The following is a 14,598-nucleotide window of genomic DNA, read 5'->3' as shown; positions in this document are numbered from 1 at the left end:
ATAGTGGATAAGCTTAGCAAAAAAGGATCAAAAATAGCCGAACTCATCGAAAAAGGAAGAGAGCAAGGCTACCTTACATATGCAGACGTAAACGACCATTTACCTGATGATATTTCCGATCCAGACCAAGTAGACGAAATAATAGGTATGATTAATGACCTTGGTCTTCAAGTTCATGAGTCAGCACCTGATGCTGACACTTTAATGTTAGCTGAATCAGAAGATTCAGATGATATTGCTCTTGAACAAGCAGCAGAAGCACTTGCTGCTGTTGAAAATGAAACAGGAAGAACAACTGATCCAGTTAGAATGTACATGAGAGAGATGGGAACAGTAGATCTTTTAACACGAGAAGGCGAAATTGAAATAGCAAAAAGAATCGAAGAAGGCATGAGAGAACTTCTCAATGCTAGTGTTTTCTATCCAAGAACTGTTGAATATGTAATCGACTACCATCAAATGGTAAAAGATGGCGAGAAAAAGATTAATGACTTTTTAACCGGTTTTTTAGAAGAAATGGAAGAAGTGCCATCAGCCGGACCAGGAAGCCAAAGAGCAAAAGAAGAAGCAGAAGCAGCTGAAGAATCTGATGAAGAAGTTTCATCAGGTCCTGATATGGAAGAAGTGCAAAGAAGAATGACTAATTTGAAACGTCAATATAATAAAACAAACAAAATTATAGAATCTAAAGGAAGATATTCCAAAGAAGCTAATCGTGAGTTTGAAAAATTGGGACAAATTTTTCAATTTCTTAAATTTAGTCCGAGAATGTTTGATGATATTTCATCCATCGCGAGAAGCGGATTATCAAAGCTTAGAGAAAAAGAAAAGTTTATTCAAAATAAGTTAGTCAAAAATGCGCGCATGCCAAGAAAAGACTTTTTAGCACAATATACTGATAACCTTACAAAAGTTAGATGGATTGATGCTTTAATGAAAGAAAAAAAATACAAAAAAGACTTATTAGATTCCGTTAAACAAGATGTTGTTATTGCCCAAAAAGATATTTTAGAACTTGAAAAAAATGTTGGCCTTAGTATAAAAGAAATCAAAGAAATTAATAGAAATATGTCTATGGGCGAAACAAAAATGAGACGAGCTAAAAAAGACATGGTTGAAGCTAATTTAAGACTAGTTATTTCAATTGCAAAAAAATATACAAACAGAGGACTACAATTTTTAGACTTAATACAAGAAGGAAACATTGGATTAATGAAAGCAGTTGATAAATTTGAGTACAGAAGAGGTTACAAATTCTCAACTTACGCAACTTGGTGGATCAGACAAGCTATAACAAGATCAATAGCTGATCAGGCTAGAACTATAAGAATTCCTGTGCACATGATAGAAACAATTAATAAACTTAACAGAGTCTCAAGACAAATGATGCAAGACATGGGCAGAGAACCTACTCCGGAAGAATTAAGCAAGGAACTTGAAATGCCAGAAGATAAAGTTAGAAAAGTTCTAAAAATAGCGAAAGAACCAATTTCAACTGAAACACCCATTGGTGATGATGAAGATTCAAGTTTAGGAGATTTTATTGAAGATACTGTAGTAGAATCTCCTCTAGAAAATGCTACCGAAGATAGCTTACATTTTGCAACCGATGATGTTCTTGGTTCTTTAACCGCAAGAGAAGCAAAAGTACTAAGAATGCGATTTGGTATCGGTATGAATACTGACCATACCCTTGAGGAGGTCGGTAAACAATTTGATGTTACTAGGGAGAGAATACGTCAAATAGAAGCAAAAGCATTAAGAAAATTAAGACATCCAAGTCGCTCCAGCCATTTAAAAAGCTTCCTAGACGAATAAATTAGCGTTAGAATACTTTACCTTTTTAGGGCCTGTAGCTCAGTTGGTTAGAGCAGTGGACTCATAATCCATTGGTCGGAGGTTCGAGTCCTCCCGGGCCCACCATTATTGAACTTCTTGCCATGGGGGAAATGGTTTTTATAAGGAAAATTTTTTTATGATAAAGAAATATTCAATTGCTCTTTTAACAATTTTTCATTTTCTCCTTATTGCCGATGAAGGAATGTGGGAACCATATCAAATGAAATCATTGCAAAAAGAACTTCGCGCTAGTGGGTTTGAAGGCGAAGTTTCAAACGTAAGCGATTTATTTAAACATCCTATGAGCGCTATTGTAAGTTTAGGAGGATGCTCTGCTGCTTTTGTATCAGACAAAGGGCTTATTGCTACTAATTATCATTGTATAGAAAGATCATTTCTTCAATTTAACTCTAATGCTGAAACTGATTTATTTAAAACTGGTTTTGTTGCCCGATCAATGGATGAAGAAAAAAGGTCAGCACCCGGATCAAGAGTTTATGTAACTCTTGAAAGCACTGATATTACAAAAGAAGTTTTAAATGGATTGAATGATGAGACACAAAATATCGATAGAGCAAAAATCATTGAAGATAATAAAAAAGTAATCATAAAAGAATGTGAAACATCAGATGATATTGAATGCAGGGTGAGATCTTTCTTTAGTGGAGAAACATACAAATTAGAAAAAGTTTTAAAAATAAAAGATGTTAGATTGGTCTATGCGCCACCTTCATATATTGGAGAATATGGTGGTGAGATTGATAATTGGATGTATCCAAGACATACAGGCGATTTTGCACTATTAAGAGCATACATTGCAAAAGATGGCTCAAGTAAAGAGTTTGACGAAAAAAATATTCCTTATCAATCTGATTCATTTTTAAAAATTTCTGCAAAGGGAATAGAAGATGGTGATTTTGTAATGGTCGTTGGATATCCAGGTAGAACAAACAGAACAATAACCTTCAATGAGATTAAATGGGATATAGAAGTTGGTTTCAATGAATACGTAAAGTATCTCAAGAGGGGTATCGAATTAATTGATGAAAATACCAATTCTTCAGACGGCTCTTCACTCAAATATAGAGGCTCAAAAAGTGGCTATGAAAATTATTATAAAAAAATTTCAGGCCAAATAGACGGCGCAAAGAATTTTAAACTTATTGAATCTGAAAATATTAAGTGGCAGAATTTTTTGGATTATGTTGAAAATAAATCTTCTAAAACAGACAAAAGTTTTTTTTATGAATTAATAGATTTAATTGATCAAGAACAACAAAAAGCTATATCAAGAAGATACTATGGAAGCTCTTCTTTAATTTCTCAAGCAAAAAGAATATATAGAAACGCGTTTGAACGAGAAAAAGCTGACTCAGAAAGAAAACCTGGCTATCAAGAAAGAGATCAAGAAAGAATTACTAATAGAATAAAGCGTCTTGATTATTCATTTGACTATAGAGTTGACCAAGCAATATTTCTAGATAGGTTGATGACCTATAAGACTTTCGATACATCTTTAAGAAGACCTACGTACAGTAATTTACTTGGGCTTGATAAGTCTGAAAAGATAATTTTATCTAAAGTAGATGAAATCTATTCAACAAAGTACAAAACGTCTAAAAACTTTTTACAAATGATGAATATGAGTTTAAATGAATTAAATAATTCGAATGACCCTTTGATTATTTTTGCTAAAGAAACTTTTGAAGAATCATTAAAATACGAAAAAGAATTTGAAGAAATAGGTGCCAAAAGGCAGTTACTCAAATCTAAGTTTATTAAACTTTTAAAACAATACTATGAATCATTGGATAAACAAATGTATGCAGATGCCAATGGAACTTTGAGAGTAACTTATGGGAATGTAGCTGGCGTGTCTTTGAAAGATGGCATGATTTATGAGCCTTTTACAAGACTTGAAGGCATTGTTCAGAAACATACTGGAGTTGAGCCATTTAATGCAAGCAATAAATTATTAGACCTTATTAAAAATAAAGATTATGGTAAATATGCTTATGAACCAATAAACTCTGTACCAGTGAATTTTCTAGCAACACTAGATATAACCAATGGCAACTCAGGATCGGCAACTATTAATTCTAAATTTGAGTTAGTTGGTCTGGCTTTTGACGGAATGCTAGAGACAATTATTGCAGACTACAAACATATTCCTGATGCAAGAACTATCTCAGTAGATTCCCGATATTTTCTTTGGACTTTAGAAAAATTAGAAAAGGCAGACAATATTCTTGAAGAATTAAGTATAGTTAGATAATTCTTATTTGTTCTCAACTGCAGCATATACATTACTGGATCCATCTTTATAAAGAATTAAAACCTCATAAGGCATAAATCGATCCTCGTATTCCATTCCTGGAGAACCTAGTGGCATCCCTGGAACAGACAAACCAATAGCATTTTCATGAGTTTCTGAGAGAAATTGCTTTATGTATTTGCTAGGAATATGACCTTCAAAAATAAAGCCATTAGATGACACGGTTGTATGACATGATCTATATGAAACATCAATATTATATTTTTCTTTAATTTGATTTAAGTTTTGGTGATCTTGAGAGTAAACTTTGAATCCGTCTTCTTTAAAATGTTCCATCCACCTTTTACAACAACCACATGTTGGAGTTTTGTGAACAAGAAACATATTTTCAGTATCGTCATTTTTATTTGCAGAAACAATGAAAGAAATACTAATAAGAAATGAAAGAAAAAATGGATTTAAATATTTTATGTTCATATGTTATTGATTTTAACAGGATGAGAATAAATGTGTATTAATACAAAACTAATTTAATAGTTCTTATTAAATATATAATATGGCAAAATTTATTTATGAAAAATACTTAATTTCTTATCGTCAATAAATATATAATTTTAAATATATGGAAATAAAGAATAAAAAAGTTGTTGTAACTGGTGCAGCTAGTGGAATTGGTAAAGAACTCTGCATAGCTTTCAAAAGTCATGGTGCTGCTTCAATATGTGCAGTTGATGTAAATTTAGATGGTGCACAAGAAACGGCACAACAGATTTCTGGTATGTCTTTATTTGCCGATGTTTCTAAAGAGGAAGATATAAAAAATGTTATTGAAAAAACCACAAAAGAATTTGGAGGTATAGATATATTCTGTTCAAATGCCGGCATTGGTGGATTGCCTGGTTTTTTTGAATCTGAAACTGCTGATTGGCAAAAAATTTGGGAAATTAATGTACAAGCACATATTCATGCTGCAAAACATGTACTTCCACAGATGCTAGATAGAGGTGAGGGATACTTAGTAAATACTTCGTCCGCTGCAGGGTTGTTAACACAACTTGGGGCATCAAGTTATGCTGTTACTAAAGCTGCAGCTGTTAGTTTTGCAGAGTGGATCAAAATAACTTATGGAGAAAAAGGTATAGGAGTATCTTGTTTATGTCCTCAAGCAGTAAAAACAGCTATGACCGCTGGTGGTGCTGGTGTTGCTGGTGTTGATGGAATGATGGAACCAGATGAAGTAGCAGAATGTGTCATAAAGGCAATAAACGAAGAAAAATTTCTTGTTTTACCCCATCAAGAAGTATCAGAATATGTAATGAGAAAAGGAAATGATAGAGATAGATGGATAAAGGGGATGCAAAGACTCCAAAAACAATACGAAGAATTTTTAACACCTACTGATCTAAAATAGTAAATAAAATTTTCTAAAAAATAATTTCTTTTTTATTATTTTTTATTAGATTTATATCCGCTAAATTTTGATTTACAAAGTTAAAAACTGATGATAAATTTAGTCAATGTCATAATCTAATAGGGGAGGCAGTATGGCAAATCCAAATCATCCAAGCGTTGATCAAAGTGAACGTATAGTTCCTATAAATCTTAGACAAAGCGGTCGAACACCAACTGAATTGTTAATCTCAACTAGGGTAAGAAAATCGCCTTTTTGGGCGCTATCTCATGATGCCGGTTGCTGGCGAGCGACGGTTTATAACAGAATCTATCATCCAAGAGGATATGTAAAACCAGAGGATGGGGGCGCAATGGTTGAATATGAGGCACTGGTGAATCGAGTTACAATGTGGAATGTTGCTGTAGAAAGACAAATAAGAGTAAAAGGCCCAGATGCAGAAGCTTTCACAGATTTTGTAATTACAAGAGACGCAACAAAAATTGAGCCTGGAAATGGCAAGTATGCAATTTTATGTAATGAAAAGGGTGGCGTGCTTAATGACCCAGTTCTTTTAAGACTTGCAGAGGACGAATTTTGGTTTTCTATTTCGGATAGTGATCTTTTGTTTTGGCTGCAAGGAGTAAATGTTTCCAAAAAATATGATGTAGAAATTGATGAAATTGATGCTTGTCCTGTTCAAATTCAAGGTCCTCTATCTGAAGATCTTATGGCAAAGCTAGCTGGCGAGGAATTAAGAGATGTGCCTTATTATGGAATCTTAGAAACTAAAGTTGGTGGCGCTGATTGTGTTATTAGTCAGACTGGATTCACTGGCGAAAAAGGTTATGAAATTTATGTTCGTAACGCACATGAGAATGCTGAAAAAATGTGGAATGCAGTTCTAGAAGCTGGTGAAGAATTTGGTTTGATGGTTATTGCCCCTGCACATCATCGCAGAATTGCAGCTGGTATTTTATCTTGGGGCCAAGACTTAGATCACGAAACGTCTCCATTTCAGGTAAATTTGAGCTATCAAGTACCAAGAAACAAAGCTGCTGATTATATTGGCAAAGAAGAGCTTGAAAAGCAAAGAGCAATAATTGATGAAGGTAAAGCTCCTTTTAAAATGAAAATGGTTGGCTTAACTCTCGGAGGAAAAGAGATCACAGATTATGCTCCTGATTTTTGGTTAGTAACAGATACAGATGCAAATGAAGTGGGTTATGTTACATCACCATGGTGGTCGCCTGAGTTAGAAACAAATATTGCTCTTGCATGGGTTCCATGGGAATCCTCAGAGGTTGGTACTAAATTTATGGTTAAACTTCCTGATGAGTACTCAGAATCTCCAGGAGTTCCAGTCGATGCAAAAGTTGTAGATGTGCCTTTCAGAGAATCTGTTAATCCTAATAAAAGAGAAGTGCAAGCCTCAAAGGGCTTAGATTATGCAGACTAATTAAAAAGATTAATATTTCTATAAACTTTAGTGATTATTCTTTCGCAATCTTCTTAGTTCACGATAAAGTTTTGAAATTCTCTTTTTTTTAATTTCTTTTATCACTTTTCTTTTTAGGCTGGCTAACTTCGATTTTCTAACTCTTTCCCCTTTATTTATTTATTTCTCCATTAAAAACTGTATTAATTCTTTAATTTAATAGTAACAAATTTAATTAAAATCTCTACAATAATCTGTATATAAAAAATGATAGATAAACTAATCAAAACAAAAACACTCTTAATCTACGTAGAAGTAGATTCCTTAAAAAGAAATATTGAGCTCGATGAACAACAAAAAGAATTTTTTGAATTGATTAATTCTACAGACGTTGATGTAGTCGAACAAAATTTTAACAAACAAAAGGTACCAGAGACTAAAAATTTTATAAACAAAGGAACATTAGAAAAGATAAAAAATAAAGTAATTGAATCGCAGGCAGAATTAGCTATTGTTAATCAAGAATTATCTGCATCTCAAGCAAGAAATCTTGAATTAACATTAAAAATAAGAGTAATCGATAAAACAGAATTAATTATGGATATTTTTGCTCAAAGGGCTTCGTCTCATGTGGGTAAATTACAAGTTGAATTAGCTCAGTTAAATCATCTATCAACAAGACTTATTAGAGGCTGGACTCACCTAGAAAGACAAAAAGGAGGCATTGGATTAAGGGGGCCAGGAGAAACTCAATTAGAGACAGATAGAAGACTAATAGGTAACAGAATTAAAAATCTTAAAAAAAGATTAGATAAAGCTCATAATCAAAAAAAATTAAATTCATATGCCAGAAAAAAAAGTATGAATAAGTCAGTAGCGCTAGTTGGATATACAAATGCCGGAAAGACCACTTTATTTAATAAACTTACAAATAGTAAGCAGTTTGCTGAAAATAAGTTATTTGCGACATTAGATTCAGTAACCAGGCGAAATATTGATCCAGTAATTGGCCCAATACTATTTTCAGATACAGTTGGATTTATTTCAGATTTACCAACTCAGTTAATAGAATCATTTAAAGCTACACTTGATGAGTTAAAATCGGCAGATTTATTACTTCACATTGTCGACGCTTCTGATAATGACTATCACCAGAAATTGTTAGAAGTTGATAAAATTTTAAAGGATCTAGGTTTAGAAAATATTCCAACAATAATTGTTAAAAATAAATGCGATCTTCTTAAAACGCACTCATCTAGACTATTTAATCCAAAAAAAGAAATATTAATATCAGCAGAGAAGAATATTGGTATTGATAAATTAAGAGAGAATATAAATAAAAAATTATATAACGGAATATATAGTGGTTGGATCTCTTTGGAGTCATCAATGGGGAAAATAAGATCAAAACTATTTGGAATGGGATGTATTAAAGATGAAAAAATTTCATCATGTGGAAATATTTATGTTTATCTCCAAATTGGAAAAGACGACCTTAATAATTTCTTAAAAATAAATGGGTTTAATCTATGTCAAGAGAACGATATAATTTTAGAAAAGTTAGGCACTTAAATGAAAAAACTTAATTCAAGATTAGACTCAATTACAAAACCTTTTATTGAAGTAGGTCCATGGCTACTTAGATTAACACTTGGTATATCTATGTTTATTCATGGATATAAAAAACTTCCAGCACCATTTATGATAGATGAGCAGCATAGGATGGTGACGTGGTTTGAGAGTATGTTTATACCAGCTCCTGAATTGCTCGTTAATTTAGTGATTTTTACAGAAGTGATAGGAGGTATTGGAATCATTTTAGGTGGTTTAATAGGATTTATAGCTTCTCAGCTTGGGCACTTGATAACGAGAGCTTCCGCTTTCTCACTTTTTTTATTAATGATTGGTGTTTTTTTAATTGGACACCCGGACTGGTTTGAATGGCCACCAATAAAATTATTTAACAGTGAACAAATATTTTTATCTGTAATAGTTATTTATTTTTTGATTAAAGGTAATAAATAGATTTTATCTTCTTCTAAAAACTTTCCTATTGGGTAAATAATATCTTTTGGTGCAGCTTAAAAGACAACATCAATTCCAGGTTCTATATGCGCCTTACCAATAATATACTCCTCACCAAAAAATTGTAATGAAGCAAGAACCAATACCGAAGAAATAACACTGCGAAAAAACATCAATAAATTATATATTAAAAATATAAAAAAAAGCTTGTAAATCAAAATGAGAATCATTATCATTCTCATTACGATCTTGAAGAGTTACATATTCTATCTCTTTAAAGTGTGCAATTTGTTTGTTGACCTCCAAATAACAAACATAAGTGGTTTTATAAACGCTCTTTGAGATTGTTTCAATATAAAGAGATAACATGAAAAATATATTAAGAGAAATGATTGAGAACAAATCAACATTGTTTATGTTGTTTTTATTTCTTCTTTTATCAGTTGTAACAACAATTAATGCTGATGATGAAGTTGAAGAAATAGAATCTGTATCAATTATTGGTTCAAAAGAGGATTTAAAAAACCTAGCAGGATCTGGTGCAATTATTTCAAATGAAGACCTAGAAATTGCAATGGATACCGATATTCAAAAAATTCTTACAGCTGTTCCAGGTGTTTATATGAGAACAGAAGAAGGGTATGGTTTAAGACCAAATATCTCTATAAGAGGTACCGCAATTGAAAGATCAGGAAAAGTCACGATCATGGAAGACGGCGTTTTAGTTGCTCCATCACCGTATACATCTTCATCTGCTTATTATTTTCCAACAACTGGCAGAATACATTCAGTTGAGTTTTTAAAAGGTCCAGCGGCTGTATCTCAAGGACCTCAGACTATTGGTGGTGCTATAAATTTGATAAGTACTCCAATTCCTGAAGTTAATTCTGGTAAATTCATACAAGAACTTGGAGAAAATGGCATGGCAAGAACCCATGCTTTTTATGGAATCAATAGTGCAAATTTTGGGGCTCTTGTAGAAGTCCACGAACATTCAAGCGATGGTTTCGATTCAATTGCTAATGTTGGGGGTGATACAGGTTTTGATAAATCAGACTTAATGATTAAAGCTCAATATAACACTGGTAATCATTCTTTAAGATTCAAAATGGTTGATTTAGAAGAGAACTCAGATCAATCATATGTAGGTTTATCTCAAGCAAGTTTTAATAAAAATCCAAGAATGAGGTATGGTGCTACAGCATACGATGAAATGATGAATGATGGCGAGCAAACTTCTCTTACTTATGTTGGTGATTTTGATAATTTTGATGTTGTATTTACTTCATGGCAAAACGATTATCACAGAGATTGGTTCAAAGTAAGTGATTTTAATAACGACTCAGAACATGGAGAAAGAGACGATATTAATGAGCTTATAAGTGATGCAAATAATGGAAGTGCAAATGCTCAAGCTATTCTAGATGGACAATTAGCTGTAGAAATAGAATATAAACACAACAACAGATACTACACGAATGAGGGATATCAATTTACTGTTTCAACAGAAATCGGTATACATTCTCTTACTGTAGGTTATAGAGATATGGAAGATTCAGAGAGCAGAGTTCAGGCTCATGAATATGCAGATCAAGCTGCAGACGGTTCTTTATCAGCCTTATATGGTTATGTCGGTTTAAATAATAGTAATAACAGATTAAGAGAGTCAAGTGCAACTTCATATTATTTAGAAGATACTATGGATTTTGGCAAGCTTGCTGTAACAGTTGGATATAGGTCAGAAGATTATGAACAACGTCACAGAAGATGGTCAGATGCTGCAGGACCAAATTTAACAATGGTAAGAACTGGTGAAGCTGATAATAGAGATACAATGGCCTACAATGACCATACTACATCAAGTATTGGAGCTACATATAAATTAAATGACACCACAAGTTTAGTTGCTGGATTCCATGAAGGAATGACACCTATGTTTGGTTCCGATCCTGAAGAAGCTGATAATATGGAGCTTGGAGTAAGGTATTCAGAGAGCACAACAAATATTGAAGCTTTCTACTTTGCAAGTGATTACTCAAGACTAGCTGCTGAATGTACTCAAGTTAGCGGTGCTGCATGTGATGCAGACGAATCTGCAATATTTAGTGGTGGCGAAGCTGAAGTATCTGGTCTTGAATTTAGTGGATCATGGATGTTGCAAGGTGAAAATGGCGTCATGTATCCAATTTCAGTTAATTACACAAGTACAGATGCGACGTTTAGTAATAGTTCAGATAGTGATTATTTTGGAACAGTTGCAGCAGGAGACGATTTGCCATACATTCCTGACTCACAAAGCTCTATAGTGTTAGGTTTTATTAATGATAATGGACTAAGTGGTAATGCAAGAATCGTCAATGTAGGTGGGTCTTGCTCGATTGCAGCTTGCGGAATTTATAATAAAATCGATGCTCATAGTTATATTGATTTAAGTCTTAGACAGGTACTAAGTGATTCCATTAGTGTTTATTTAATACTTGAAAATGTTACTGATAATGAAGATTTAATTTCAAGAGCACCTTCAGAAGGAGCTAGATCGCAAAAACCTGCAACTATTAAAGTTGGTTTTTCATACGATTTCTAAATATTATTTAGGAGTGGGGTGTTAAATCCCCCTAGAGAAAGGGATGCGAAAGCATCCCTTTTTTCTTGAAAGAATTCTATAAATATATTTTTTTTTCAAGTACAATGATTCACCTAATTAATGGGGCTATAGCTCAGCTGGGAGAGCACCTGCTTTGCAAGCAGGGGGTCCGCGGTTCGATCCCGCGTAGCTCCACCAATTTTTAAAAGAAATATATGTCAGCATACAAAAAAAGGGGATTTTGGATTGGTTTGGCATTATTTTTTATAATTTTGCTATTACCATCTCCTGCTGAGTTAAGTGCTAACGCATGGAAAGTCGCAGCAGTTGCAGTGTTAATGGCTACTTGGTGGGCAACTGAATCAATACCAGTCCCTGTAACTGCTTTGCTTCCGTTGGCACTTTTTCCTTTACTTGGTATTGTTGATTTTAAAACAGCTGCAGTTCCATATTCGAATCCAAACATATATTTATTTTTAGGCGGCTTTATTATCGCTCTTGCTATAGAAGCATCAGGTTTACACAAAAGAATGGCTCTTTCTATGATTTTATATGTTGGGAAAAATGCACCATCGCTAATAGGTGGTTTTATGCTTGTTGCTGCACTAATAAGCATGTTCGTAATGAATACATCAACAACATTAATGTTATTACCTATTGGTTTAGCAGTTTGTGGTGTAGTAAGCGAAACAATACCTGGCCTCACAGATTTAAAAAAGAAATATTTTGATACGGCATTGTTGCTAGGTATTGCGTATGCTGCCACTCTTGGTGGCATGTCGACTTTAATTGGTACAGCACCAAATATTGTATTTAGAGCTTTTATGGAAGAAACATATAATATTGAAATTAGCATGGTAGATTGGATGATGATGGGAGTGCCTTTATCGGCAATCATGCTAGTAATTGCTTGGATAGTGCTAACAAAATTCGTATTCCCAGTTAATTTTATAACCTCAAAAGAAACAAAAGAGCATTTAAAAACAATGCTTTTTGATCTTGGCCCAATGTCAAAAGATGAAAAAAAGGTACTTTTTGTCTTTAGCTTTGCAGTTTTAGCATGGATGACTAGAAGCTATCTAATCGAATTAGATTTTTTAAGTGGTTTAACAGATGCAGGAATTGCAATAATAGCTGCAATTTTATTTTTTATAATCCCATCAAGTACTGCGAATAGGGATATTTTAAAATGGGAGAAATCAAAAGAACTTCCATGGGGTTTATTGCTATTATTTGGTGGAGGGTTATCTCTTGCTGCCCAAATTAGCTCAACTGGTTTAGGATTATGGATCGGCAATAGTCTTTTAGCACTTCAAGGCGTTCCTAATTTAATATTAATTTTTGCAGTAGCAACAATGATTATTTTTCTAACAGAAATAACTTCAAACGTAACAACTACTACAACTTTTCTACCAGTTTTTGGAGGCATTGCTGTTGCAATTGGAGTTTTACCTGTTTCATTAACAATTCCAGTATGTTTGGCGGCAAGTTGTGCCTTTATGTTACCCGTAGCAACTCCTCCAAATGCTATTGTTTACGGATCTAATAAATTTACAATTGCCACAATGATAAAGGCTGGTTTTATATTAAATATTTTTGGCATAATAGTTGTCACGGCTTTTTCATATCTAATAGCCCCTATGATTTTTCAAGGATAAAAGATGAAATATTATAAATACATCTTCATTTTTATACTTTGTATATCTTTTAAAATTCAATCTGATCTAACAAAAACAGTTTCATATATTTTTAGTGATGAAAATACTAATCAGATCGTAATGAATATTGAAGCTGCTTTAGCAAGAGCACAAGCATCACAAGGAATAATTCCAAATTGGGCTGCAGAAGAGATTACTAAAAAAGCCAACATTAATTATATGCCTATAGAAGAAATTATCATTGAAAATGAACTCATTAGACATAGGCTTGTGTCAAGACTTAACGTATGGAAACGATCGTTAGATAATGGAGCTGAAGAATACTTACATTTTGGTGCAACCACAGTTGATATATTTGATACAGTACTTGTAATACAAATAAAGGAATCGTTAGAAATTTTGATATCAAGTTTATACGATATTGAAGAATATTTATTGAATTTAACTAAAGATAATATTGATACATACATGGCTGGTAGAACAATTGGCCAACATGCACTTCCGATTACTTTTGGTAAAAAAACTAGTACTTGGTTAGCAGAAAATAGAAGAAATATTGAAAGATTGATAACTGTGAAATCTAAAATAGATAAATCAGGAATCTTAAAAGGTGCTGTTGGTACTTATCTTGGTCTAGGGGAAAAGGCAATTGAAACAGAAAAACTAATGATGCAAGAATTAAATTTATCAACACCTTATCTTGCAGACTGGCATGGTATAAGAGACGTATTTGCAGAATATGGACTTACTTTGGCACTAATATCAAAATCTTTTGGAAGAATTGGAGATGAATTAACATTACTGCAAATGACTGAAATTGGTGAAACGCTTGAAAATCTTGGATTTAAAGCTATTGGAAGCAGCACTATGCCTCATAAGAAAAATCCTAGAGGACCTGGAAATTTAGTAAATTATTCAAGAATAATTCCTAGACAAGCAGAAATAATTCTCGATGACATGATTAATAGTTTTGAAAGAGATCAACCTAGAAGTGATGAGTCTATTAAAGATATCTCTATAATTTCATCAGATATGCTCAAAACAGCAAAAAGATTATTTAGTGAGCTTGAAGTAAATAAAGAAGTAATGAGAAAAAATTTAGACTTAACGAAAGGCCTTATTCTTTCACAAAGAGTTACTTTTTATTTAGCAGAGAAAATAGGAAAAGATACAGCTGACAACATTATGCATGAAGTATCAATGGAAGCCTTACGAAGTGGTATTACATTAAAAGAAGCAATACAAAAAAATAAAGATATTTCTAAATATTTTTCTGATGATATTTTATCTGATCTCTTGGATCCTGAAACATATATTGGTTTAGCTAAAAAGCAAACACAATTAATAATCAAAGAAATAGAAGAAAAACGCAAACTAAGTAAATATTAA

Annotated in this window: 10 protein-coding genes and 2 tRNA genes; 11 read left to right on the top strand and 1 reads right to left on the bottom strand. The window is 32.9% G+C overall.

The features are described from left to right. Positions 1-3: 3 nt before the first annotated feature. From rpoD to M9C80_05575, 3 genes are all read left to right on the top strand, one after another. The gene (rpoD, locus tag M9C80_05585) at positions 4-1,818 is read left to right on the top strand and encodes an RNA polymerase sigma factor RpoD (GenBank protein URQ69404.1); all 1,815 of its coding nucleotides are present in this window, start codon (positions 4-6) and stop codon (positions 1,816-1,818) included. Positions 1,819-1,846: 28 nt separating this feature from the next. Then, positions 1,847-1,923 (top strand) — tRNA-Ile (locus tag M9C80_05580). Positions 1,924-1,975: 52 nt separating this feature from the next. Further along, positions 1,976-4,114, top strand: a complete 2,139-nt coding sequence (locus M9C80_05575) for a S46 family peptidase (GenBank protein URQ69403.1) — start codon at positions 1,976-1,978, stop codon at positions 4,112-4,114. Between the two features lie 3 nt (positions 4,115-4,117). Here the strand turns inward: M9C80_05575 and M9C80_05570 are convergent, their stop codons facing one another. Next, positions 4,118-4,591, bottom strand: coding sequence for a DUF411 domain-containing protein (locus tag M9C80_05570; protein ID URQ69402.1), 474 nt, complete (start codon positions 4,589-4,591; stop codon positions 4,118-4,120). A 145-nt stretch (positions 4,592-4,736) separates the two neighbouring features. Between M9C80_05570 and M9C80_05565 the strand changes: the two genes are divergently transcribed. The 8 genes from M9C80_05565 to M9C80_05530 all read left to right on the top strand — a co-directional run bounded on the left by M9C80_05565 (position 4,737) and on the right by M9C80_05530 (position 14,598). After that, on the top strand, positions 4,737-5,525 hold the full coding sequence (locus M9C80_05565) for an SDR family oxidoreductase (GenBank protein ID URQ69401.1): 789 nt from the start codon (positions 4,737-4,739) through the stop codon (positions 5,523-5,525). Positions 5,526-5,658: 133 nt separating this feature from the next. After that, complete coding sequence (locus M9C80_05560) at positions 5,659-6,963, top strand: aminomethyl transferase family protein (protein URQ69400.1); 1,305 nt, start codon at positions 5,659-5,661, stop codon at positions 6,961-6,963. 246 nt (positions 6,964-7,209) lie between these two features. After that, the gene (gene hflX, locus M9C80_05555; GenBank protein ID URQ69399.1) at positions 7,210-8,514 is read left to right on the top strand and encodes a GTPase HflX; all 1,305 of its coding nucleotides are present in this window, start codon (positions 7,210-7,212) and stop codon (positions 8,512-8,514) included. Continuing rightward, the gene (locus tag M9C80_05550; GenBank protein ID URQ69398.1) at positions 8,515-8,967 is read left to right on the top strand and encodes a DoxX family protein; all 453 of its coding nucleotides are present in this window, start codon (positions 8,515-8,517) and stop codon (positions 8,965-8,967) included. A gap of 367 nt (positions 8,968-9,334) precedes the next feature. Further along, entirely contained in the window at positions 9,335-11,551 is a 2,217-nt protein-coding gene (locus M9C80_05545) for a TonB-dependent receptor (protein ID URQ69397.1), read from the top strand. A gap of 122 nt (positions 11,552-11,673) precedes the next feature. After that, positions 11,674-11,749, top strand: a tRNA-Ala gene (locus M9C80_05540). A gap of 17 nt (positions 11,750-11,766) precedes the next feature. Then, entirely contained in the window at positions 11,767-13,209 is a 1,443-nt protein-coding gene (locus M9C80_05535) for a DASS family sodium-coupled anion symporter (protein ID URQ69396.1), read from the top strand. A gap of 3 nt (positions 13,210-13,212) precedes the next feature. Further along, a complete protein-coding gene (locus tag M9C80_05530; protein URQ69395.1) occupies positions 13,213-14,598 on the top strand; it encodes a lyase family protein in 1,386 nt (461 codons plus the stop codon).

Source organism: SAR86 cluster bacterium, assembly GCA_023703615.1.
GTDB lineage: Bacteria > Pseudomonadota > Gammaproteobacteria > Magnimaribacterales > D2472 > MED-G85.
The sequence above is the reverse complement of the archived record's forward strand: the minus strand, read 5'-3'. Positions and strand labels throughout refer to the sequence as shown.